Below are 23474 nucleotides of genomic sequence, written 5' to 3'. Positions count from 1 at the left end.
CACGTTCGTTTCAGTGCGCCGGTTTGGTCACCCCATGGAAGACTGAGGCACCCTCACGGCAGCGTACCGGCGATCAGGACTGGGCGACGGGCGGCAGCCAGGTGAGCGACGAGTGATGGAGCGAGATCAGCACCCGTCCTTCGATCTTGTGATAGGCGAAGGTGTAGTCGGCCCGGGTCGCGTTCCCGTCCCCGTCGACGAAGGTGTAGTGACCCATGTCCTTATACCCGAGGCCCCCGGCTTTCAGGATAGGCCCGACGGCGCTCTGGAACTCGACCGTTTTCCAGCCGCGCTTCAGGAAGCCACCGTCCTGGGGGTAGGCCGAGTTGCCGCCGATAAAGTAAGCCCGCGCGCCTTCGCGGTCGAGGCGGATGACATCCGCGAGCGTCGGCTTGAAGAGGACGGGCGCATCGGGGTCGCCGAAATCGTAGAGGTCGAGTAGGCCGTCCACGTCTTGCTCAGTCACGCAGCGTGCCCAGTTTCGTTGAGCGGTGACGACCTCGGCCTTCGTCATCGGTTCATAGTCGCGATTAGAAATCTTCTGGCCCTCCTCTGGGCAGGAGCGTGGTGTGCAGGACAGGGTCTGACTGCCTGCGGCCCCGTGGAACAGCATTGTTAGTGGGCCGCTATCTGCAACGGGCGACGGCTCGAAGCAAGGACCCAGGGCGTGGTCATCGCCGCTACGCTCGCTTCCTTGTGTCGGCTATCCTGTTGCGGGCGTTGGCGTTGAGAGGAGATCCTTCGGCCACGCGATGCGCGCAATCGCACCGTTGAAGCGTTACCGTCTCAGCATCTTCTATAGAGATAAATTCCATGACAACGACCGCTTGAGTAGACCGGTGTCACCGACGGGAAGGCGGGACAGGTTATTGCGCGGCCAATCTTCGCCGTGGGGTCTCGAATGGGCCGCGTGCCAAGCCCCAACCCAACGCCTGAGCGCTGTGGACGGCAGGCCCTCCAAATAGGGTCTCGCCCAAATGGATGGGCTCGGCATTCCGCGCGCTGGAGGTCCTTTGACGAATGCTTAACAATTCAGCACGCCTTTGGGCTGTTATCCGATAGCCATCGTCACAGACTTGTCATCCCGGGTCGTTAGCGACACATAATAAACGGATTTTTCGATAAGCGGTGGAGTAGAAAATGACCACGACGACGACGTTTACCTTCGAGGGTGACTTGCTTGGATCTTTCGAAGACGATGAATTCATTAGAACGCTGGAGTCGGGTACAGTTGCAATTACCTTCCCCGGGGAGCCGTCCGACACGGTTCGCTATAACATCGAAAACACATTCGATTTTCTGCCTGAGGTTGAATTCAATCCGGAGGAAATAAGCTTAGTTTTGGACGGCGTCGATGCTCGTGATATCGAAGCTCAGGGGTTGTACATTATCGATGTAGAGTTTGGTCAGCTCACATGGAGCGGCGGCGTCACGTACATACTGAACGTGCTTCAAGCAGTCCCGAGCGATGTTGTTCCAACCCTGGATTACTTCATTGACGTGGCGGGGGCGGAGCTGCCCGAGTTCTCCAACGCCAACGAGATTACCAACTTCTTCCTCGCCAATTTCGACGGGTTTGCTCCGATCCCCGAGACGGATTCGTTTGGACCGGGACGGTCGTTCTCTTTCTCGGACCTGCGCACGACATCCGTAACGGTCAATGCCCCGCCGGAGCCAGAGGGCCCGACCGATGGTCCGGACAGCCTGACGGGCGATGATGAAAATAACTCGATCGATGCCCTGGGTGGGAATGACACCGTCAGTGGCGGCGGTGGCAACGACACGCTGCTGGGTCGCGAAGGTGATGACATCTTGGATGGGGGCGACGGTGTCGACGCCATCAATGGCGGTCCGGGGGAGGACACCATCACAGGCGGCGTGGGCAATGACAGCCTGCTGGGCGATCTGGACAACGATCTGATTGATGGTGGCAATGGTGCGGATGTTGCCCGTGGTGGTGACGGTTTCGATGTCATCACCGGCGGGGCAGGGGACGATACCCTGGTTGGGGATGCTGGCAATGACACCATTGCTGGGAACGCCGACAACGACGTTATTTTCGGCGGCGCCGGGGAAGACATCATTCGGGGCGATGACGGTGACGACTCCGTCCGTGCGGAGCTCGACGACGACACCGTCCTCGGCGGGTCAGGCAATGACACATTGTTGGGCCAAGACGGCAGCGACCAGCTGCTGGGCGAGGACGGAGACGATCAGATCGGTGGTGGAGCCGGCAATGACGACGTCCAAGGCGGCACAGGTGCGGACACGCTGTTCGGTGGCGACGGCGACGACACCCTGCAAGGCAACGACGGTGCAGATCTGATCACGGCGGATGCCGGTGAGGACAGTGCTGAAGGCGGTGCTGGAGACGACGTCATCGATGGCGGATCGGGGGGCGATACGCTCCTGGGTGGTGCGGACAACGACTCCCTGTCCGGTGGCAGCGGAGACGACAGTCTGAGCGGCGGTGAAGGCAACGACACCCTGCAGGGCGACGCTGGCAACGACTCCCTGACAGGCGGCCTGGGCGATGACCTCTTGGTCGGTGGCGCTGGCAACGACGTCTTGCGCGGCGGCGTTGGCAGCGATGTGTTCATCATCGAGGGACGCGACACGATCCTGGAAGCCGTCGGGGACGAAGGCTTCGACGAGGTGCGCACGTCGAGCAATTTCACGTCGCAAGCTGGGATCGAACAGGTCACGGCCACGGGGACCGGCAACATCCGGCTTGATGGGACGGGCGCGGACGAAGTTCTGCTGGGCAACTCCGGCAGCAACATCCTGGTCGGCTTTGGCGGGGAAGACACGATGACCGGCGGTGGCGGGGCGGATACCTTCGTTCTGACCGCCCTGGGCGGCACCGACCCCAACGTGCTCATCACCGATTGGACGGCGGGTGACAATCGTCTGGCCATTGATGATCAGCTGCTTGGGATCGGCGCGCCCGGCATCAATATTCGGGATCTGACGGTTCAGGTGTTTAACGATCTCCTCCAGAGCGGATCGGTTGGCTACAGCGCCCGCACGGGCCGTCTGCTGATCGACACGGACGGCGATGGCGACCGGGAGCTTGTGGCCACGATCGAAGGTGGCGCGGTCCTCGGTCTGGAGGACGTCATCCTGTTCTAGGGCAGGGATTGGGTTACGACAGGCCCACCGCGACGAACCAGCGGTGGGCTTGGCTGGACCCCACTTGTGGGGTGCGGATCGAACGACGGCGCCGGGTGGTTAGTTACATCGCGTGGCAGGAGCATCGGAGCAGGGATCGCAAGGTCTACTGCTGCCGGAAATCGGAGTGCGTGAACATGTTCTACTTGCGTCGAATGATACGCCGTGCCGCACCGTGGTGTGCGGCGTTCTGTCTTAGCGCGGCCCCCGCCTTGGCGGATTGGCGCTATGACGGCAGCGTTGGCTTGGCCGGTCAAGCCCGTGTGACGGACACCGATGGTGTCACAGACCTTATCCTCGAATGCGGGAACGGCGGTGATCCGTCTTTCTTCGTTCAGGGCATCGCCTTGCGCGAAGGCACACGCGCGACATTTGTGGTGGATCAGGTTCCGGTCGCGTCGGGCGAGGTGCGGATTGGCTTTCAACGCTATGAGATCTTTTTGGACTTCCCATCCATCGACAAGGTGGTGTCCGCGCTGCGGTCGGGCAGGACCCTGGTCATTGCCTTGCCAGGCGCTACCGTGGGCCAGTTTTCCCTAAAGGGATCGTCGAAGGCCATTGGGAATATGGCGCCCCGGGGCTGCGCGGTTTAGGGGCCCGCGATGTGGATCTCCGACGAATTTGGTATGTGGTTCGCTTAGGATGTTTGAAATGGGTCTAGCGCGTTTCTGTCAGGTCGTTCTGTTTGGTGCATTTGTCGTCACAGCTCCGCCGCTTGTGGCACAGACGGAGGTTGAGACCCGTCTTGCGACCTTCATGTCCAAGGATTTCGCGCGCCAAGCCGCAGATGCTCTGGCGGAGGGTGACTTGGAGCAAGCCAGGTTCTTTGCCCTCGCCGGGCTGCCAGCGGATGCGGCGCGTGTGGATCCTGGGCTGTTCCCGGAAGCTTTGGCGGCTCTGGATGAGGTGCGGCGGAGCTATACGCTCGACCTGCCGGTTACAAATGCGGTGCAGGTCGCGATCAGCCCGGATCGCACACGTCTCACGACCGGGCCAATGATGCCCGCGATGGGCGCCGATGGCATCGACAACCAAGACGCCTTTCACCTGTGGGACGCGACCACGGGCGAGGTGCTCCATGACCTTTTGCCCTCGGACATGACGGCCAGCATCGGGGCGGGGATGCCGCCTGCGGTGTTCTCGGATGATGGCGCGTTCGTCGCGGCGACCTCCTCCCAAGACGGGGCCGTATACATTTGGGAGACGGCAACCGGCACCCAGGTCGGGCGCGTGCCCGTGATGGAGCGCGACTTTCCCGCGCTCAGCTTTCAGTTTGACAGATCTTCGCGATACTTGGTGGCCGGGGTCTCTCCGAACCGGGGGGCGCTCCTGGTCTTTGACACCGACACCCGGGACACGGTCCAGTTTGGCTCAGGGGTGAGTCCGATTGGAATGCTCCATGTGGACCCCTCTGATAGGGACGGGCCTGGGTTGGTGTTCCTGTCCCGCGACTTGAACGGTGCGCTGGACCGGGTCGATCTTGCCCGCGTGACGGCGGCTTGGGCGTTGCAGCCGATTGCGACCGATCTGAAGGGCGCCATGATGGAGGTTGCCATCGACGGCACAACCGGACGCATGGCCATACGGGGCGAAGACTTCACTGTCCGCGTGTTGGAGCCGAGCGGCGATATCATCCGGGAGTTTGACCCATCTGAGATCGGCACATTCCCGAGCATGGCGTTTTCCAAGGACGGCAGCGCGATCCGCTTTGACGATTACGAAGCGCCTTCGGTGCTGATTGACCTCAAGACCGGTGACGCGTTGGACCTGGACGCCGACGATGGCGAGTGGCACCGCTTGGTCGTCCGCAGCCTGGAAGGACGTCCCATGGGCGAAGTGTCTTGGCGTGAACCGCGCGTCCGTATCATGGACGATCTGCCCGGTTGGTTGGAGCGCCAGACCGACCTGCTGTCAGACGACAATCGCGCGCGGCTGACCGCAGAGCGGGTGAGCTATTAGGGTGAGAGTGCTGTCGCGGCGTGGTGTTGAGCGCCGCGGCACAGGTTACGTGTGTTTCTCGGGGCGATGACATTCCGGCAGGACCGTCTTGGGTCCTCAGATTTTGGGGCAGGGGCGGCAATCGTGCCGCCCCTTGCCGTGTCAGGCCGCCGTCTCAGACAGATCGAGATTGACGTTGCGCGCCGTGGGCTCCCACTTGGTCAGTTCCGCCAGCAGATCTTCCCCGTGGCTACGAATGGCATCCACAGCATCATCTCCCAGGGGGAGGCGCAGGGGCGTGGTCTCGTTTGCCAGGGCTGCCTCAATGGCTGCTGCGGCCTTCAGGGGGTCGCCCGACTGCGTGCCGTGCATGGCGCTGGCAAAGTCGCGGGTGCCGCCCACGATCTCACCATAGGCCGCGATCTTTGGCATGTGGCGCAGGGCCGTATCGGCAAAGTCCGTCCGAAAGGCGCCCGGCTCCACGATCATCGCCTTCAGGCCGAAGGGCGCGATTTCTTGTGCCAGTGCTTCGGTCATCCCTTCGAGGGCGAACTTGCTGGCGGAGTACGGGCCGAAGCCGCCAAACGACAGCTGCCCGCCAAGCGAGGACATCATCACGATGGCCCCCCTCCGCCGCTGCCGCATCATGGGTAAGGCGGCTTGGGTGACGGCAACGGCGCCGAAGAAATTCGTCTCCATGACCGCGCGGAGTTCGGCCTCCGGCGTTTCTTCGACTGCGCCGACGATGCCGTAACCTGCGTTGTTGATGAGGACGTCGATGCCCCCGAAGCGATCTTCCGCAGCCTGGACCGCCTCCTTCACTTGCGCGGGGTCCGTGACGTCCATTTCGCGGGCCAGAACGTGACCCGGCGCAAGGGCCGCGATCTGTTGGAGTTTGTCCAGCCGCCGTGCCGTGACGGCCACGTTGTGGCCCTGTGCGAGTGCATGACGGGCGAAGGCAGCCCCGAAGCCGGAGGATGCGCCGGTGATAAACCAAGTCTGTGTCATGTTATATCTCCTGTTCGTCTGATGTTCTTAGGATCCTGGGGTGTTGCGGACGAAGGTGCTGCCGCGCTCTGCCGTGGCCTCAAAGACCATGCCGGTGATGCGCCAGCCGTCTGCGCCGCGCGCAAATTCATGGGTGTAATTGCCCCAGACCTCCCACAGCGCCTCGCCCCCGTTTTCTGGCAATGCGCCGGCCTCCATGCGGTTCCAGGCATAGCCGTGGCTGTGCATGACGGCGGTGTCCGGTCCGTCAAAGGCGATGCGGTGGTTGCCCCGTAGGTGAAAGCTGGTCTTGTCCGCAGTCAGGTTCGATGACCAACCGGCGATCAAGCCATCAGCGGGGATCGTGGCGGGTTCACCGCCCACGAGTGACGTGAAGTCCACGGTAATCTGATCCGCAAAGAGGCTGCGCGCAGCGGTCCAATCCTTGGCATCCACGGCAGCGTCCAGGGCATCTGCGATGCGGATCATCTCAGCCCGGTCCAGGAGCGTGTCAGCGGTGACAGGCTCCCCCACAACCGTGGCTAAGGCGGGTGCCGATGTGAGGGCGGCGACGGTGAGGGTTCTGATGAAGGTATTCATGGCTTTGCTCCTTTGGTTGATCTGGGGCAGCGGCGTTGCTGCGATGGGACCAAGCTACCCAGGATGCAGCGGCGTTAATTGCAGGTCCTTGCGCAGTTTTTGAACGATCTTGCGCGGGTGCGTCGGCGCAAGAAAAAGCGCGAGCGGCTCGGGCCACTCGCGCGATGGTCGGGGTCAGATGTGGGGGCGATTAGTCCCCTCGGGTGGGTGAGGTCACAGGTCGTCCCCTGTGGTCATGTTGGCGCGGAAGTGTGCGGCCATGGCATCGGCGGCGCGGGTCACATCTTCGTCGTTGTGGTAGAAGTCAAACTGCGTGACTCCTTCCAGCATCTGCAACGTCGCGTCGCCAAGAAAGCCATTCAAAAAGGTGCTTACCCCCTGGGGAATGGCCGCGCTTTCGGAGTGAACGATTGCAAGCGGCTGGTTCAGTCGCTCGGCATTGTCGGCAGGGTGGTAGGTCAGCCACCCTTCCCAACCGGCGTTGTTCCATTGGTTGTCATAGGCCGGGATCGCACCGAGCGCCGGGTCACTGTAGTAGCCATCGAAGGGCATCAGAACCCCTTCGGTCCCGGCCGGACCCGCCGCCGGGATGATACCGCCCGCACGCCCCATCTCGATCAGCTCCTGAACGCCCTCGGCGCCGCCGTACACCGCATTCACGATCTCTTCGTTCTGCAACCAGGGCGCCACAAGGCCAATGGCCTTGACGGAGGGCGTGTTGGACACGGCGTCGACCATGTAGCCAGCGGAGGCACAGATCCCGAGGCCGAAGATGTTGCGCGCATCGACCTCCGCCAGATCGCCGATCATCCCGAATGCCGCTTCGATATCGCTTGTCTTTGCAGTGGGGCTTTCGACAAAGCGGACGTTTTGCGGCAGATCCCCTGACTTGCCCCAGCCGCGGAAGTCAAAGCTCACAGCGGCAAAGCCACGCTGCACCATTTGCTGCGCATAGGTGGCGGGCATCTGCTCCTCCACGGTGGTCCATGCACCGGTCACCACGACCGTTGGCAGGGCGGTGCCGTCATGGCCTTCGGGCAGGTACAAGGTGCCGGACAGCGTGGCGCCCTCATTCTCGAAGCTAAACGCGCGGGTCTCGACATCGGCCAGCGCCGAGGTGGCAAGAAGGCTGGCGGTGGCGGAAAGTGTGGCGAGGTTCATGGGTCTATCTCCTGTTATCGTGTGTTTGGGCGTCTTGCCCGACTACACAGGAGATACGGCGGACAGGCTGGCCATACTTGAAGCCGCTTGCGGAGGTTTTGAACGATCTTGCTTTTTGGAGGTCGCTTCCGATTTCAGGGGCCACGGAGCGCTTGGTCCCTCAATCCGGACGCGCGGCAAATGTGACCGATCCGCGTCGCCTTAGACCGGCAACGCTAGGGGTCATGACATGGCGGCGCGACGCTTTCGCGGGGTCTCGCCCGTGACCTGCTTAAAGCTGCGACTGAAGTGCGCCTGATCGGCAAAACCGCACGATAGGGCAATGTCGCCCAAGCGCCGCGTCGGGTCGCGCATCATCTCCAGCGCCTGTTCGATCCGATAGGCCATCACGTATTGCATCGGCGGTGTGCCGACCGTGTCCTTGAAGAGTCGGCTGAAATGGGACGCACTCATCCCGGCCTCTCGCGCGAGATCATCGAGGCTAATGGTCCGCTCCAGGTTCTCACGGATAAACCGCAGGACGCGGTTGTAATGTGCCGACGTGAACCGCGCTGACAGGGCCACCTCTTCCGGACGACGTTTGCCGTATCGTTGCAGAAGCTTGACCAGGAACACACGGCTGAGCGCCTCGAACATCACGCCAGACGTCATGTCGTTGGCTTCCAAGGCATCCCGGATCATGACGCCCGCGGCACAGAGGTCAGCATCAGAAAACAGCGGCAGATCGCCAAGCTGCTGCGGGTCGAGCAGCATCCCCAACTCCGTCTCGGCGAACTTCTGCACCTGGGTCGGATCGAGCGTGATGACGACGACATCCGATTGCGCAAACCATCGCCAGCCAGAGCGCATGCCCGCCGGAGTCACGATGATATCGTTCTTTGAGAAGGTAAAATCCCGCACCTCGCCGTTGCGCGTGTTGATCACGCGGTGCGGCTCAGCCTTCAGGTTCAGGAGGACGTGATGCTCCACAAAGACATCCTCTGGCATCTCGTCCGGGTCGGCTCGGAAATAATGGACAGCCATGAGTTGCGCGGCCGAGACATGGTCCAACCCGTCGCTCGTCAGCAGGGGGAGCGACGGGTAGATGTCTTCGTATCGGCGCGGCAACGATCCAGGTCCTCATGGGTGTACGGTGACGGTAGCCTGTGTAGCGCGACAGTCGACCTTTGACCGCTTGGTCATTCGCCCAGTTTGTGGGGCCGTTTCGCCAGCTTGAACGACTTCGGCGTTCTCGGTCATTTGTGTTGAGGCGCCTGCCGACCCTTAGTTGCTGATCCTGTCGGAACAGATTTTTGACATAATCTGAATTATCAGTTTTGGCTGACGATATGGGCGCGCGTTACCCTGACGTGCGACGCCTGTTACGAAGAAATGCGGTCTTGGCTGTCCATGGCGGTAAATGGGGTCCTGGGTGTTAGGGCTGAGACAGTCGGGATTTGGGATCCCGATCCGGCACTCCTGTTTGAGTGATCGTATCTTTAAGATGGACACGTCATCGCACCATTGAGCGCCCCTGGGGACGGGGAAACTCCCCGCATAGGGGCCTTCCTAAAACGATCCGGCGCGATGTCGGCCCTCTTGGGTGGGCCATCAGCGATCGTCACAGCGACCCCTGACGGATTCAGACCGCTCAGCAATCGCAATCAAGGCCCCCGATTCTTCGCAAGATCTCAGGCGGGCGATGTCTGAATGATTGTCTGCGCAGACCCCTTCAGCTGGGACGCTTTCCCGTCGAGGACGACTCCGCTGTTGTCATATCCGACAATATAAGTCAGGATTGGGAAAAGCCAGCGGTCGCGCCAGCCAACAAAGATCATCAAGCCAGACTCTGGTCATGCAGCGCGCTCGACGTTTTCCCACATCCCAAACCGGCTCGTTCGAGCAGGGCTTCCGAAACCTCCCGTTTGGTAGGCCCGACCTCGACGAAGTCCGAACCGAACGCGCGCATGGTCACGTCGACCACCAGAAGGAGGCGCGCCGATGGGACATCTGAGGCCCCCCACACGTGACCGCGCGCCGGAGCGTGCCCTGACTGCGGCCGCCCCGCTGACCTACCGCGCGGATATGATCCTCCAAGGTCGCGATACGGTTCAGATCGTCCTTGACGAAAAGACCTACACGCTCCGCCTGACCCGTGCGGGCAAGTTAATCCTGACGAAATGAACGCGGTGCTGTGGACACGGCCAGGCGCGCTCAGGCTCGGATCGGCGACCTCCTTCCCGCGACGGGATGCGGTCGCGTCCAGCGGGGCCGGGTGTGCTTCGCCCCTGCCACAGGCCCCCTCGACAGCTTCCAAGACAAAACAACCCTAGGCTCGGGCTCCAAGGAACCGGGCTGTTGCTCCGAATAACCCAGTGAAATCACCTATTCGAAAGGGACACGATGAAACTCCTGACAAGTTGCGCGGTTGCCGCGCTCGCGATCCAGCCCCTCGCCACGATTGCCCTCGCGGACGGCCATGCGCCGATGCAGGTGCAGGTGATGGAGACCTATGCAAACATCGCCGCCGCGAAATACGGCGACAGCCTGACAACGGCACGCACCCTCCAGGCCGCCATCGACGCCTTCCTGGACGCGCCGTCGGCTGAGGGTTTGCAAGGGGCCAAGGACGCGTGGCTGGCGGCTCGCGTTCCCTACCAGCAGACCGAGGTCTATCGCTTCGGCAATCCGATGGTCGACGATTGGGAGGGCAAGGTGAATGCTTGGCCGCTCGACGAGGGTCTGATCGATTATGTCGTCGCCGAAGGCTCCGCTCCGCTAGAGGCCTATGACGAGAACCCTGCCGCCGCGATCAATGTCATTCAGAATGCCTCCTTCACTCTTTCGGGGTCGGAGATCGACGCCTCAGCCCTGACGCCGGCCTTCCTAGAGGACACCCTTCACGAGGCGGGCGGCGCCGAGGCGAACGTGGCCACAGGCTACCACGCCATTGAGTTTCTGCTCTGGGGCCAGGATCTGGGCGCCTATGACGCCACCGCCGGGCAACGTCCCTGGACGGATTACGCCAGCGGCGACGCCTGCACGGGTGGCAATTGCGACCGGCGGGGCGCGTACCTGAAAGCGGCGACGGACCTTCTGGTCACCGACCTAGAGTACATGGCCGCCGCCTGGGCCGAAGGGGGCGACGCCCGTGCCGAGGCCTTAGCAGACGAGAACGGGTTGGTGCGCATCCTGACCGGTATGGGATCACTGTCCTACGGGGAACAGGCGGGCGAGCGGATGCAGCTGGGCCTGCTGCTGAACGACCCGGAGGAGGAGCATTCCTGCTTCGCCGACAACACCCATAATGACCATTTCTATGACGCGCTTGGCATCCGCAACGTGTTCAACGGGTCCTATGTGGGCGTTGATGGCACCATTACCTCTGGGGCCAGCTTGCGGGATTACGTCGCCGCCAAGGACCAGGCCGTGGCCGATGCGCTCGGCGCCGCGCTGGACGCCACGCAGATGGAAATGACGGAGATGAAACTCGCCGCCGAGGCTGGGCTGAAGTACGACATGATGCTCGACCCGGCGAACGAGGCGGGCGGCGCGCTGATCCAGGCGGCCATCGACGGGCTCGTCGCGCAAACCCGTGAGATCGAGCGTGCGGTCGCCGTTGTGGGCCTGGAGCCGATTGCGTTCGAGGGCTCCGACAGCCTCGACAACCCGGACGCCGTCTTCGAGTAAACCCCGTTGGGCCGCGCGGCGTCTCTGTCGCGCGGCCCTTTCTCTGTCCGACGAGGTGTTTGCGCCGCGTCGGGTTTTTTGACTTCGAAAGGGTCTCGATGCGACACTTGCTGGTCATTGCGGCGCTCGCGCTTCCCCTGCCCGCGGCTGCGCAGGAGTGGCGGATCGAACTGATTGAGACGGGGCTGCGGGAGTATTACTGCACCGGATTGGTCCGTTTGACCAACGACAGCGACCAAGTCTTGGAAGAGCTCTCGGGCTTCTTCCTGATCCAAAAGGACGGCGTGCAGGTTGGCCGGTCCCAGGGCACCTGGTTCCTGAACGTTGCCCCTGGAGAGACCGCCGAAGCAACGTTCGAGACCCCAAATGCGCCCTGCGCAGAGGCGGATCGGTGGGACTACATCGTGGGCGCGTGTCGCCTGGACGGGGCCTTTGCCGATAAACAGGCCTGCGCCGCCCGCATCGAAGGCGTCGCGCCGCTGTCGGCGGCCGTGGGCGCGAACTAGGCCCGGCGCCGGGGTCTCAAGCGGTGCCATCTGCCTTAGTGCCCGTCGGACCGGGTTGGACATGTCGAGCCGAAATCTCCCCCAGGGTCACCCCGATGGTTTCTGCGATGCCTGGTTCAATGTTGCCGAGATCTCAGGTGTGACTCCCATGGGCTCGCTGGCTGGCACTGGCTGGCTTGCGATGCGGGGGACATAGCGGCAGACTAACGCGCGCCTCGGCTCAAGGGAACCAGTAACGCGCCCCGGGCCCTGGGTCCCCCCTTCAGGTCCGCCGCGTATCGTTTGTACGGCCATGCGCGCCACCGGATCCGATCAACGCCGATCCAGCGCAAACCTGTCCGGCGAAGGGTCCGCTAGGCCGCCAGACGGTCTTCGAGTTCGCGCAGCAAGAGCGAAAGATGGGACGCGCGGTGGGGGTGGCACCGTCGCCGAAGCAGAAAGCGCTCCGACAGGCGGTCCCCACGGGCAATCGCGTCGGCCAGGGCAAGCAGCCAGTCTTCGTCGAAGCTACGCCCCAGTGCGCCGGGCGCCAGGATCTGCGGTCGGTGAAAAAGAACCTGCGGCAGCGCACGGGCAAGGATCGTCGCCAGGTCCCCCGCGTCAATCTCGGGGTCGAGGACCTTGCATGCCTGCGTGAGATCGAGCCGCGACGAGGCGCGGCACTCAAGCGCCGCAAGCCGGAGGAAGGTCAACAGGGCAAGATGCCGATCCGGAAGGGGTACGGTCGAATGGGCGGGATGGGCCATATCGTGCCTTTCGTATCGCCGGGCTATCGTCTGTTGCACAGCGTGCTAACGTCGTCCAAGAAGTACCTAAGTTTTTCTGTCAGGAATGTCACGTGAGGACAGAGGTGAATTCTTCGGATGCGTAAACTTTTCTTGACACTCACGGTGACGTCTTTCGTATCTCCCGTCCAGGCCGACCTTTTGGTTACCCAGGACGCACTGAAGGATGTCCATCTAGAGGCTCTGCCACGGACGGAGGCCGAGGCGGCGCGGATCGCTGCTGTGACCGCGCGCCCGGATGACGTCTCGGCGCCGGAGCGGTTCGAAACGAACTCTGGCGGTGCTGGCAGTGTCGCGCGGCTGACGGATATCCGTGCCTACTCCCTGCCCCAGGCGAACCTGACCTTTGAGGAACAATCCGACTTCTTCGTCGGCAACGGCCTGTTTGAGCGGCTTTGGGTTGCGGCCCCGGCCTCGACCATCGCGTCGGATGGTTTGGGCCCCATGTACAACCTGCGGTCCTGCCAGGATTGCCACATCAAGGACGGACGGGGCCATGCGCCGCTGGATGCAGGCGACACCGCAGGCAGTCTGGCGGTCCGCTTGGGCCGTCCTTTGCCGGTTGGTGACGAATTGGCACGCTATCTGGGGGCGGCGCCTGATCCGGTTTACGGCCATCAGTTGAGCGATTTCTCCATTGCAGGGGTGCCCGCAGAAGGACGCCCAAGCGTTACGTGGGAGGTGGTCGAGAGCGTTCCGCTGGCGGAAACGGGACCGATCGACTTGCGACGTCCGGTTTGGGAGATCGAGGGCCTCGGCTACGGCCCGCTGGACCCGGAGACGGCCATCAGCCCAAGGGTTGCGCCCCAAATGATCGGTCTGGGCCTGGTTGAGGCGATCCCGGCCGCCGACATCATGGCCCATGCCGATCCGGAGGATGCCGATGGCGACGGCATCTCCGGACGCCCGAATATCGTCTGGTCGCCCGAATACGAGCAGGCGATGCTGGGCCGCTTCGGCGTCCGCGCCACGACGCCCACCCTGCGCCAGCAGGCGGCGGATGCCTTCAACGCCGACATGGGTCTCGCCTCGCCGCTGCGGCCCGACGCCTGGGGCGATTGCACCGAGGCGCAGACCGCCTGCCGGGCCAGCGTCCATGGTATGGATGCGGCCCAAGGCGGGTTCGAGGTCTCTGGCGACGCGCTGGACCTGACGACCTTCTACTCTGCCACCCTGGCCGTGCCAAAACGTGGGGACGTCGGGGACCCAGAAGTGCTGCGCGGCAAGGAGTTATTTCACCAGAGCCAATGCGCCGCCTGCCACGTGCCGAAATTCGTCACCGCCCGTCTGCGCGACCGGCCCGCCCATTCCTTCCAGTTGATCTGGCCCTATTCCGACTTCCTGCTGCACGATATGGGTCCAGGCCTCGCCGATAGTTTGCCCGCCGGGCAGGCCACAGGGTCAGAGTGGCGGACGCCGCCGCTGTGGGGTCTGGGATTGGTGCAGCAGGTCTCCCCCGAGGCAGGGTTCCTGCACGACGGGCGGGCGCGCACCATCGAAGAAGCGATCCTTTGGCACGGGGGGGAAGGCGCGGGGGCTCGCAATGCCTATGCCGCCTTGCCGCCCTTGGACCGCGCCGCCCTTCTCACCTTTCTGGAGTCGCTCTGACATGCGCCTTGCCCTAGCGTTCTGCGTCCTCGCCTTGCCAGCGATGGCCGACATCGATGCGGCTGTCGATGACCACATTCTGCCGCGCCTGGCCGATCTGTCCCAGGCGACGACCGCCCTCGCCACGGCGGCTGAGACCGGCTGCGACGCCCTGCAAGATCCCTTCCGCGAGGCTGCCGAGGCCTGGGCCAGCGCGGCCCATCTGATGTTTGGTCCGGGGGAGGACGGCGGCCGCGCCAGCGCGATCCAGTTCTGGCCCGACGCCCGCAACGCCACCGGTCGCGGTCTCCGCCTGCTCGCCCAACAGGGTGCAGAGGCTTGGACGCCCGAGGCCCTGGCCCGCGCCTCTGTGGCCGCGCGCGGATTGGGGGCGTTGGAACGGGCGATCTTCGACGGGGCCGCGCCCTGTCCCCTGACACAGGCCCTGACCGCCGATCTTGCTGCGACCGCCGCCGCCATCGAAGCAGGCCGGCGCGACGGGTTCGCGGCCACGCTCCGCACCGCAAGCGCCGAGGGCAACACGCGCTTTCTTGCCCCAGAGGAGGCCGAGGCGGCGCTCTTCACGACGCTCATGACCGGGTTGGAGTTCACGGCCACGCAGCGTCTGGGCCGCCCCATGGGGACTTTTGCGGAGCCCCGTCCGCTGCGGGCGGAGATGCGCAGATCGGGGCGTAGCCTCGCCAATGTGACCGCAGCCCTCACCGCTTTGCGCGATCTGGCCGCCACGCTGGCCGAGGCACCGCAAACGGATGCGGCTTTCGCCAGGGCGATTTCCCTTGCCGAGGGGTTGGACGATCCGGTCTTTGCCGGGGTCGAGACAACTGGCGGTCGCCTCCGTGTGGAAGCCCTCCAGACGGCGGTCAATGAAACCGGGCGCACCGCGAACGCCGAGATCGGCGCGGCGCTCGGGGTGCAGGCGGGCTTCAACCGGTTGGACGGAGATTGATGCGCCGTCGCACCTTGCTCGCAGGGCTCGCGGCCAGTGCAACGGCCCCGGCCTGGGCCGCCACCGGCGCCACCCATATCGCCGCCGCGCGGGAGCCATCGGGCGCCTACGCGCTGTTCGGATTGGCCATGGACGCTACTACTGTTTTCCGTGTGCCCCTGCCCGCGCGCGGCCATGCGGCGGCGGCCCATCCTATGCGCAGCGAAGCGGTCGCCTTCGCCCGCCGCCCGGGCACGTTCGCCCTGGTCCTCGATTGCGCCGGGGGCACAGTCACCCATCGGCTGACCCCGCCATCCCGGAACCGGTTCCAGGGCCACGGCGCCTATACCGCCGATGGCGTGTACCTCCTGACGACCGAGGCCGTGCACACCACCTCCGAGGGGCGGATCGGCATTTGGGACAGCGCCACCTGGACCCGTGTTGACGAAATCCCGTCGGGTGGGCTTGGCCCGCATGAGATCCTGCGCCTGCCGTCAGGCGGGTTTGCCATCGCGAATGGCGGCATCCGCACGGACCCGTCCGATGGGCGCCGCAAGATGAACCTCGACACGATGCGCCCGAACCTCACGTATCTCGACAACGGTCGCATCACCGAAACGGTCGCTCTGCCCGGCCTCGCCCAAGCCTCGATCCGGCATCTCGCCGCCCATGGTTCAACCATAGCCGTGGCGCTCCAGTGGGAGGGGTCGCCGGACAGGACCGTCCCGCTGCTCATGCTACACCAGCGCGGCCAAGCGCCCCGTCTGTTTGAGGCTGGTCCGGATCAGCCACGCATGCAGGGATATGCCGGGTCGGTGGCCTTTTCCGGCAACGGTCAGCAATGCGCGATCACAGGTCCCCGTGGGGGTCTGGCCCCGGTGTTTGATGTGGCAACGGGCGCGGTCGCAAAGATTATGACGCGCCCCGATATCTGCGGCGTGGCGCCAGCCGGGCCCGGACTGGCGTTCTCAGACGGGACCGGAGGGCTGTTGATGCCAAACGGTGTGCGCAAACACGCCCTCGCCTGGGACAACCATTTGATCGCGCTTGCACCGACTCCGTCAGCCGCGTCGCGCAGTCGTCGGCGCCGGTACAGGTCTGAACGCCGTTGATCAGTATCGAGCCCACGGCCTCGCACGCCAAATCGGGCAAGTCGAATTGGCGGACCCGTTTGCGCCCCTCGGGGAGGTCGCGAAAATCAAACAACGAAATGCGCGCGACCCCACCGTTCGGGTCGAAGGCGACGGCTTCAAGAACCAGGTGCTCGATATCGGCGCCAAGCCCATTTTCCGCGATGAAGGTCAGGCGGCAGGTCTGCTCGACCTGGCTCAACCCGTCGAGCTGGACGGTCAGGTGGGGCGCCGCCGTCTCGGCCTGCACCATAGACGGCAGCGAGAGGAAAGCGAAGAGAGGGATCATGCGCATCGGATCGGTCCCAATGAAAAGGGTCTAACGGAGGGGCGGCTGACGATCCGGCATCTGCGGTAGCAGGAAGGGCGTCGACGGTATGACGCCAACACGGATCTCGCACCCATAGGCCGCGCTCAGCAGAGCGTCGGTCATCACGGTATCGGGTGGCCCTTCGGCACGGACGCGCCCCTCGGCAAGCAGGACCATGCGGTGGGCAAAGCCAGCCGTCAGATTGAGGTCATGCATGACCGCGACGACCCCGCCCCCCTCAGCTGCGAAGGCGCGCGCGATGTCGGTCACGACCCGTTGGTGCGCAATGTCGAGCGCGGCCACCGGCTCATCCAGGAACAGCCAACGGGGCGCACCGCCGGGCACCGGATGCCAGACCTGGGCCAGGACGCGGGCCAGTTGCACCCGTGCCTGTTCGCCGCCCGACAGCTCCTGATAGAAACGTCCCTCAAACCCGGCCAGCCCAACGCGCGCCAGGACCGCCTGCGCGATCCCCGTCCGGTCCGCACTGCCCCGTGCTTCCAGGCCGATGCGCACCACCTCCAAGGCCGTGAAGGGAAAGGCCAGGGCAGACGCTTGCGGCAGGACGGCGCGCAGCGTGGCAAGCTCCCACCCCGGAATAGTCCTCGGATCGCGACCATTGAGAAGAACGTCACCGCTGAAGGACAGATCGCCCGTCAGACAGCGAAGAAGCGTCGACTTGCCGGACCCGTTCGGCCCCACGATGGCTGTCACCTCACCCGCCTGGGCGGTCAGGCCGACCCGGTGCAACACTTCAGTGCGGCCCAGCCGGGCAGTCAAGTTGCGCACCACGAGGCTCATAGGTCGAGCACGCCGCGCGACCGCAACAGGATCCACAGGAAGAACGGCCCGCCGATGATGGCTGTGACGATGCCAATGGGCAGCTCCGCTGGCGCAATGACACCACGGGCGATCACATCGGCCAAGATCAGCATCGCAGCCCCGAGCAGCGCCGCATTGGGCACCAGCATCCTATGGTCAGGCCCTGTCGCCAGCCGCAATAGATGCGGCACCACGATCCCAATGAACCCGATCCCGCCCGAGACGGCGACCGCCGCGCCCGTGGCGGCGGCGACCGACACAATCGCCGCCGATTTGATCCGCTGCACCGGCAGGCCCAGATAGCCCGCCGTCGCCTCGCCTAGGGCCAGCGCGTTGAGGCCCCGGGCAAGCAGAGGGGACAGGGCCAAGGCGGTCAGGATGATCGGGCCCGCAACCGCCAGCTTGGGCCAAGACGCCCCAGCGAGCGATCCGAGGCCCCAGAACGTCAGCTCCCGCAATTGGGCATCGTCGGCGGCATAGACCAGCAGCCCGGAGACCGCGCCCGTCAGCGCCCCGAGGGCGATGCCCGCCAGCAACATGGTCGCAACCGACGTCCGCCCGCCACGGGTCGAGACACGGTATAGCAGCAGCGTGCTGATCCACCCGCCGAAGAACGCGGCCAGCGGCACCAGCGAGGACCCGACCAGGGCCGCCGCCCCAACGGGCAACGCGCCGCCCAGAACGATGGCGGCAATCGCGCCCAGCCCAGCCCCCGCCGAAACGCCCACGAGGCCCGGATCGGCCAGCGGGTTGCGGAACAAGCCCTGCATGACCGCGCCCGACACAGCCAGCGCCGCGCCCACGAGCAGACCTAGGGCAAGACGGGGCAGACGGATGTCCAGCAGAACCACGCGATCGCGCAAGGGAATGGGCTCGCCCGTGACCAGAGCCGCCAACGCGGACCACAGCGACGTGCCCGCAGGCCCTTGCGCCAGCGACAAGACCGAGACGGCACAGACCGCTGCCGCCAAGCCAAAGGTGGCGCGACGGGCCCGGGCGCGCCGGTCCCCCGCAGGAACGGCGGCGATGTCCGCTGCCTCGCTCACCCCGCTTCGGCCAAGGCGGCCGCCAGCGCTTCGACGGCATCGGGCGTGCGCGGACCGAAGCCGAGCAGCAACAGACCGTCCATGCGCACAATCGCACCGCTTGTGGCCGCCTGGGTCGTCGACAGCGAGGGCATCGCGAAAAGTTCCGCATCGACGGCGCCGTGGTCGCCTCCGCGATCCATCATCAGGATGACGTCCGGGTCCGCCGCCGTCACCGCCTCATCCGTCATCTGCTTATAGCCTTCGAAGGCCGCGACAGCATTCGTCGCCCCTGACAGGCGAATGATCCCATCGGCGGCGGTCCCGGTGCCCGAGGCGAGGATGCGCCCGCCCTGGGTGGAGAGGATGAACAAAACGCGCTTGGGATCTCCGTTGATCCCCTCGACAGCGGTGTCGAGCCTGGCCAGCGTCTTATCGGCCAGGGCTGCAGCCTTGTCGGGCACGCCGAGCGCATCGCCAACTGCCTCAATCTTGGCGCGCAGACCCGCACGGTCGTAGCCGTCCGGGATCGTCACCATCGGGATGCCCGCAGCTTGCAGCACGTCAATCGCCTCGGGTGGCCCGGCTCCGTCCTCGCTGACGATCAGGTCCGGCACCACCGACAGCACGCCTTCGGGCGAGAGCGCGCGCATGTAGCCCACGTCCGGCAACGCTTCGATCTCGGGCGGATAGGTCGATGTGGTGTCGCGACCGATCAGCCGGTCGTTTTGCCCAAGCGCGATGACGATCTCCGTGACCGAGCCGCCAATGGACAGCACACGGGCGGCCTCTGGCGCGGGGCTCTGCGCAAAGACCATGGCAGCCGTCCCCAGCAAATAGATCGCAACCGCCGCCCCCGCGATCAGGGTCGAGCTGTCCCGCAGGCGCCAATGCACCCTCATGCCGCCGTCTCCGCGTCTGGCAGCGTGTCGACGATCTTACGGAAGGCGGGGGTCTCATCGACGGCGCCGTCTTCTTTCCGCAACCCAAAGATCTGGGCGATCAACGTGCCGTCGGCGTCGAAGGCTTCGACCGACAGGGCCGGGCCGCGTTTGGTAGGCTTTTCCACGGCCCAGACCTCTGCGACCTTATCGTCGCGCAGGTGCAGGTTGAACCGGGGATCCATGACGTTCAGCCAGGGACCCATGGGCGCGATCCGGTCCATGGGTCCCGAATGAATTTGGATACAGCCGCGATTGCCGACAAAGACCATCGACCCCACGCCGCCAGCCGAAAGCCCGCGGATCAGGTCGCCAAAGGCCGAGGGCTGCAACGCCCTGACAAAGGGCGCGCCCGCGACGCGGTAGGCGCCGAGGCGGTTCATCTTTACCTTGCGGCACAGCATCAGAAACTGATGGGTATCCGTCAGCTTGGCCCATTCCCGGCGCAAGACCTCGACCCGGTCGGGATTGGTTCGGGCGCCCTCGGGGGCGGGCGCGGGCTCCGGCGCAAGGGGCGCGGGCGCCACCGCCAGATCTTCGCGCAGGGCCGCCCAAACGGCCAGGTCGGACCCCTCGGTCAGGTGGACCTTATGGACATGCTGTCCCGCCCCGTCGAAGACCTGGAGAGACCGGCGCAGACTGTCTTCAGTGTCCTTCTCCACGTGGAACCCGTGGACCCAATGCTGCGGGAACATCCGCGTGTCGATGTCCGGGTTGACGGTCATGGCGGCGTGTTTGCCGTCGTGGAAGTCGGTGTAGCGCCCGATTTTCTCGGACACGCACCAATCATTGCGCGTCAGGGCCATGGCGTCGCCCAAAGCCTCCACGGCGGGGATCAGGCGCCCGGGCGTCGCGTCAATGCGCGCCACGCGCCAGCCGTCGCCCCGGGCCTCCAAAAGCTCCGCTTCCGAGATGCCGATCCGGGCGGCAAGCTCCCGCTCGCGCAGGGGCGGCGCGGCGTCGATGGCATCACGAATGGCGGACACGGTCATCCGCGCTTCAGATCCAACTGTCTGAAGGGACATGGCTCAGAACTCCGATTGAGGACCATCGGGGGGCTGGCTGCTCGTATGGCTCGCACCGACGTGTTAAGACAATTCTTGACTATTTTTGTCGGTATTTCCAGCAGAAATATATCTGTCTGCGACACGGTGACAGGTCTTCGACCAAGTGATCGCCCAAACATCTGGCATCCTTGATATTTTCTGAGAACGGGGCGCAACCGGCCGCGCCGCATCGCCCTATCGGCGGCCCGCAGGACATGCTGCCCTCCTGCCATCGGAACCGGGTCTGTCGCAGGGGCCAAGCACAGGCATTGCGACCTCAGGGGCCACTGTCCGATTGACGCCCCCCGGAAAAAGACGACAGTGCGCCAAGCAGCCATCCGGGACGTCCCGGCCCCTCGCGTTGTGGTTCGCGCCTAGATTGATACGGTGATTGCAATGGCACCCCACGAGACCCCTTCCACCGCGCCCGCGCTCTGGCCACGTTTGGCGGCCTTGACTGTGGTCCTGGGTCTGGCCGGGGCGGGCGCCCTGTGGCTCACGCGGCCCGCCGCGCCTCAGGCCTTGCCCGCTCCGGGATTGGCCGCGCCGGTGGATGCGGATGGTCTACGGGGTCAAGGATACGGAGTGACCATCGCAATCCTTGGCACGGTCTACGAGGCCTTTGCCCAAACCGAGGAAACCGCGATTTACGACGGGCTGGCCACCGTCGCGGCAGGCGAGGCGCTGGAGTCGCTCTACCTCGAACGCGCAGGCGCGTTGGCCACGGGGGGGTTGCCCGACCAGGTGGTCCACGAATTGACGCTGACCGATGGCACTTGGCGCACGGCCGATGGCGCGATGACCGCCACCATCCGCTGGGCCGTCTTGGGCGAGGTCGGCCACGCCGAACACACCCATATGCGCGGCAACGCCTATGGTGCGGAGCTGACGATTGCCCCGGCGGATGGGGCCTGGCGCCTGACCGATTTTCGCCTGACCGATGTGGACCGGACCGAAGCCGGAACGCTGACGACCGTGCCGGGCGGTGACGCCCCCGATACCACCGCAGAGGTCGCGCCCGGATGATTGCGGTCCGTGACCTGCGCTTTGCCTATGGGCAGGGCTTTGCCCTCACCGTGCCTTGGCTAGATGTCGCCGCGGGGGAGCGGGTGGCCGTGGTCGGCCCATCCGGCTCGGGCAAGACGACGCTTTTGAACCTGGTGTCGGGCATTTCCGTGCCTGACACCGGGATGGTGTCGCTGGGCGGGACCGAGATCGGCGCCCTGGGTGACCGCGACAGGCGGGCACTCCGCGCGGCCTCGGTCGGGTTCGTGTTCCAGGAGTTCGCCTTGGTCGATTACCTCTCGGCCGAGGAAAACGTCCTCTACCCCTATCGCATAGGCCGAGGCCTGCGACTGGACCGCGCGGCCCGCACCCGCGCCCGCGCCCTCCTGTCGGAGTTCGGGTTGGGCGCCAAGACCCGCCGCCGCCCCGCGCAACTCAGCCAAGGGGAGCGGCAGCGCGTCGCCATTGCCCGCGCGTTGGTCACCCAACCCAAGGTCATCCTGGCCGATGAGGCGACGGGCAACCTGGACCCCGCCAACAAAGCGGCGGCTCTGGACCTACTGTTCGCCCAGGGTGCCGAGACCGACGCGGCGCTCCTTTGCGTGACCCATGACCACGAGCTGCTGCCGCGCTTCGACCGGGTAATCGACTTTGCGGATTTGGCGGGGGTGGCATGAACGCGCTCTATCTGGCCCTGGCGAACCTGCGGTTTCACTGGGTCCGCACCCTTGTTCTGATCGTCGCGGCGGCCCTGGTGGGGACGGTGCCCGTGCTGACCCGGACACTGCTGGCCCAGGGGGAGGCGGCGCTGACCGCGCGGGCCGAGGCGACGCCCCTTCTTCTGGGGACCCGAGGCAGCCGTTTGGACCTTGTGATGGCCGGGGCCTATTTCACCGACGACCTGCCAGAGCCTGCGACCATGGCCGCCGCCGATGCGGTCTGGGAGTCTGGGCTGGGCATTCCGGTGCCGCTGCATACGACGTTCACGGCGGGCGAAGCGCGTATTGTGGGCACAACGCTCGACTACTTCGACCTGCGTGGTTTGGAGATTGCCCAGGGGCGCCCCTTCGCCTTGCTGGGTGAAGCGGTGCTGGGCGCAGGTGCCGCCGCACGTCTGGGCCTCGGGGTTGGGGACACCATCCTATCGGACCCGGAAAACCTGTTCGACCTGGACGGTGCCTATCCGTTGGAGATGGGAATCACCGGCATTTTTGCCCCCACCGGCACGCCCGACGACGACGCCGTCTTCGTGGACATTAAGACCGCCTGGGTGATCGAGGGCATCGGCCACGGCCATGACGACATCGTCGTCGCGGGCGAGGATGCTGCCACTGCCGCCGCCCGCGTGGTGCAATTCGCCCGCATCACCGAGGACAATATCGACAGCTTTCACTTCCACGGGGATCCGGCGGGCTATCCAGTGACCGCCGTCATGGTGGCGCCTTACGATGACCGGGCCGCCACAATCCTACGGGGCCGCTATCTGGATGCCGAAGGCCCGGTGCAAGCCGTCGTCCCCGCCGATGTGATCGACGCGCTGGTCGCGCGCCTGCTGCGCATCGCCTCCCTCGTGGATGCCGTGACCGTCGTCGTGGGGCTGGCCGCTGCCCTAGCGCTTGGGCTGGCCCTGTTCCTGTCGTGGCGGCTGCGCGCGCCCGAAATGCGCACGGCCTTCGCCCTTGGTGCCGGGCGCGGAACCATCGCGCGGCTGGCCTTGGCCGAGGTGGGCATTGTGATCGCAGCCGCCCTTGCCATTGCCGCGCCGATTGTCATCTTGCTGATATATAACGCGGACATCATCGCCGCCCGGCTGATTGCCTTAGGAACATAAAACAGGGAGTTTCC

Annotated in this window: 23 protein-coding genes; 13 read left to right on the top strand and 10 right to left on the bottom strand. The window is 64.9% G+C overall.

Annotation, left to right across the window (positions count from 1 at the left end; all coding sequences use genetic code 11):
* Positions 1 to 73: 73 nt before the first annotated feature.
* The gene (locus tag K5R33_RS18335) at positions 74 to 466 is read right to left on the bottom strand and encodes a metal-independent carbonic anhydrase family protein (protein ID WP_220750536.1); all 393 of its coding nucleotides are present in this window, start codon (positions 464 to 466) and stop codon (positions 74 to 76) included.
* A 674-nt stretch (positions 467 to 1140) separates the two neighbouring features.
* Here K5R33_RS18335 and K5R33_RS18330 point away from each other — a divergent pair.
* The 3 genes from K5R33_RS18330 to K5R33_RS18320 all read left to right on the top strand — a co-directional run bounded on the left by K5R33_RS18330 (position 1141) and on the right by K5R33_RS18320 (position 5130).
* Positions 1141 to 3132 carry a calcium-binding protein gene (locus K5R33_RS18330; protein ID WP_220750535.1) on the top strand — a complete coding sequence of 664 codons (1992 nt, stop codon included), beginning with the start codon at positions 1141 to 1143 and terminating at the stop codon, positions 3130 to 3132.
* Positions 3133 to 3308: 176 nt separating this feature from the next.
* Complete coding sequence (locus K5R33_RS18325) at positions 3309 to 3764, top strand: hypothetical protein (RefSeq protein WP_220750534.1); 456 nt, start codon at positions 3309 to 3311, stop codon at positions 3762 to 3764.
* A gap of 58 nt (positions 3765 to 3822) precedes the next feature.
* The gene (locus K5R33_RS18320; RefSeq protein ID WP_220750533.1) at positions 3823 to 5130 is read left to right on the top strand and encodes a WD40 repeat domain-containing protein; all 1308 of its coding nucleotides are present in this window, start codon (positions 3823 to 3825) and stop codon (positions 5128 to 5130) included.
* Between the two features lie 141 nt (positions 5131 to 5271).
* On the opposite strand, the gene K5R33_RS18315 is transcribed toward K5R33_RS18320, so the two are convergent.
* The 4 genes from K5R33_RS18315 to K5R33_RS18300 form a co-directional block, all read right to left on the bottom strand.
* A complete protein-coding gene (locus tag K5R33_RS18315; RefSeq protein WP_220750532.1) occupies positions 5272 to 6117 on the bottom strand; it encodes an oxidoreductase in 846 nt (281 codons plus the stop codon).
* Positions 6118 to 6144: 27 nt separating this feature from the next.
* The gene (locus tag K5R33_RS18310; protein WP_220750531.1) at positions 6145 to 6696 is read right to left on the bottom strand and encodes a nuclear transport factor 2 family protein; all 552 of its coding nucleotides are present in this window, start codon (positions 6694 to 6696) and stop codon (positions 6145 to 6147) included.
* 213 nt (positions 6697 to 6909) lie between these two features.
* Positions 6910 to 7857, bottom strand: a complete 948-nt coding sequence (locus tag K5R33_RS18305; RefSeq protein ID WP_220750530.1) for an alpha/beta hydrolase — start codon at positions 7855 to 7857, stop codon at positions 6910 to 6912.
* A 222-nt stretch (positions 7858 to 8079) separates the two neighbouring features.
* The gene (locus K5R33_RS18300) at positions 8080 to 8964 is read right to left on the bottom strand and encodes a helix-turn-helix transcriptional regulator (RefSeq protein ID WP_220750529.1); all 885 of its coding nucleotides are present in this window, start codon (positions 8962 to 8964) and stop codon (positions 8080 to 8082) included.
* 873 nt (positions 8965 to 9837) lie between these two features.
* On the opposite strand from K5R33_RS18300, the gene hemP reads away from it, so the two are divergent.
* From hemP to K5R33_RS18285, 3 genes are all read left to right on the top strand, one after another.
* Positions 9838 to 10020: a hemin uptake protein HemP gene (hemP, locus tag K5R33_RS18295; RefSeq protein WP_220750528.1), complete on the top strand. Its 183-nt coding sequence runs from the start codon at positions 9838 to 9840 to the stop codon at positions 10018 to 10020.
* A gap of 219 nt (positions 10021 to 10239) precedes the next feature.
* Positions 10240 to 11526, top strand: a complete 1287-nt coding sequence (locus K5R33_RS18290) for an imelysin family protein (RefSeq protein WP_220750527.1) — start codon at positions 10240 to 10242, stop codon at positions 11524 to 11526.
* 98 nt (positions 11527 to 11624) lie between these two features.
* Positions 11625 to 12032 (top strand): hypothetical protein, encoded by a 408-nt coding sequence (locus K5R33_RS18285; protein WP_220750526.1) that lies wholly within the window; start codon positions 11625 to 11627, stop codon positions 12030 to 12032.
* Between the two features lie 353 nt (positions 12033 to 12385).
* On the opposite strand, the gene K5R33_RS18280 is transcribed toward K5R33_RS18285, so the two are convergent.
* Positions 12386 to 12778: a hypothetical protein gene (locus tag K5R33_RS18280; protein ID WP_220750525.1), complete on the bottom strand. Its 393-nt coding sequence runs from the start codon at positions 12776 to 12778 to the stop codon at positions 12386 to 12388.
* A 117-nt stretch (positions 12779 to 12895) separates the two neighbouring features.
* Here K5R33_RS18280 and K5R33_RS18275 point away from each other — a divergent pair, with 117 nt between their 5' ends.
* Genes K5R33_RS18275 through K5R33_RS18260 form a run of 4 tightly spaced genes read left to right on the top strand, consistent with a single transcriptional unit; the run spans position 12896 to position 16838 of the window.
* Entirely contained in the window at positions 12896 to 14425 is a 1530-nt protein-coding gene (locus tag K5R33_RS18275; RefSeq protein ID WP_220750524.1) for a di-heme oxidoreductase family protein, read from the top strand.
* Position 14426: 1 nt separating this feature from the next.
* Entirely contained in the window at positions 14427 to 15371 is a 945-nt protein-coding gene (locus K5R33_RS18270) for an imelysin family protein (RefSeq protein WP_220750523.1), read from the top strand.
* Positions 15368 to 16462, top strand: coding sequence for a DUF1513 domain-containing protein (locus K5R33_RS18265; protein ID WP_220750522.1), 1095 nt, complete (start codon positions 15368 to 15370; stop codon positions 16460 to 16462). The genes K5R33_RS18270 and K5R33_RS18265 overlap by 4 nt, the downstream gene beginning before the upstream one ends.
* A 46-nt stretch (positions 16463 to 16508) precedes the next feature.
* Positions 16509 to 16838: a hypothetical protein gene (locus tag K5R33_RS18260; protein WP_220750521.1), complete on the top strand. Its 330-nt coding sequence runs from the start codon at positions 16509 to 16511 to the stop codon at positions 16836 to 16838.
* On the opposite strand, the gene K5R33_RS18255 is transcribed toward K5R33_RS18260, so the two are convergent.
* From K5R33_RS18255 to K5R33_RS18240, 4 genes are read right to left on the bottom strand one after another with little or no spacing between them, the layout of a single operon-like run.
* The gene (locus tag K5R33_RS18255; RefSeq protein ID WP_220750520.1) at positions 16800 to 17591 is read right to left on the bottom strand and encodes a heme ABC transporter ATP-binding protein; all 792 of its coding nucleotides are present in this window, start codon (positions 17589 to 17591) and stop codon (positions 16800 to 16802) included. The genes K5R33_RS18260 and K5R33_RS18255 overlap by 39 nt on opposite strands.
* Positions 17588 to 18658 (bottom strand): FecCD family ABC transporter permease, encoded by a 1071-nt coding sequence (locus tag K5R33_RS18250; protein ID WP_220750519.1) that lies wholly within the window; start codon positions 18656 to 18658, stop codon positions 17588 to 17590. The genes K5R33_RS18255 and K5R33_RS18250 overlap by 4 nt, the downstream gene beginning before the upstream one ends.
* The gene (locus K5R33_RS18245; protein ID WP_220750518.1) at positions 18655 to 19539 is read right to left on the bottom strand and encodes a heme/hemin ABC transporter substrate-binding protein; all 885 of its coding nucleotides are present in this window, start codon (positions 19537 to 19539) and stop codon (positions 18655 to 18657) included. The genes K5R33_RS18250 and K5R33_RS18245 overlap by 4 nt, the downstream gene beginning before the upstream one ends.
* On the bottom strand, positions 19536 to 20603 hold the full coding sequence (locus K5R33_RS18240) for a hemin-degrading factor (protein ID WP_255576514.1): 1068 nt from the start codon (positions 20601 to 20603) through the stop codon (positions 19536 to 19538). Before K5R33_RS18240 ends, K5R33_RS18245 begins: the two co-directional genes overlap by 4 nt.
* A 417-nt stretch (positions 20604 to 21020) precedes the next feature.
* On the opposite strand from K5R33_RS18240, the gene K5R33_RS18235 reads away from it, so the two are divergent.
* Genes K5R33_RS18235 through K5R33_RS18225 form a run of 3 tightly spaced genes read left to right on the top strand, consistent with a single transcriptional unit; the run spans position 21021 to position 23460 of the window.
* Entirely contained in the window at positions 21021 to 21650 is a 630-nt protein-coding gene (locus K5R33_RS18235) for a hypothetical protein (protein WP_220750517.1), read from the top strand.
* Positions 21647 to 22306, top strand: coding sequence for an ABC transporter ATP-binding protein (locus K5R33_RS18230; RefSeq protein ID WP_220750516.1), 660 nt, complete (start codon positions 21647 to 21649; stop codon positions 22304 to 22306). The genes K5R33_RS18235 and K5R33_RS18230 overlap by 4 nt, the downstream gene beginning before the upstream one ends.
* Positions 22303 to 23460 (top strand): ABC transporter permease, encoded by a 1158-nt coding sequence (locus tag K5R33_RS18225; protein ID WP_220750515.1) that lies wholly within the window; start codon positions 22303 to 22305, stop codon positions 23458 to 23460. The genes K5R33_RS18230 and K5R33_RS18225 overlap by 4 nt, the downstream gene beginning before the upstream one ends.
* The last annotated feature ends 14 nt before the right edge of the window (positions 23461 to 23474 follow it).

This window comes from Jannaschia pagri (assembly GCF_019655435.1).
Classification (GTDB): Bacteria; Pseudomonadota; Alphaproteobacteria; order Rhodobacterales; family Rhodobacteraceae; genus Jannaschia; species Jannaschia pagri.
Note: the sequence above shows the minus strand (reverse complement) of the source record. Positions and strands in the feature narration are given on the sequence as shown.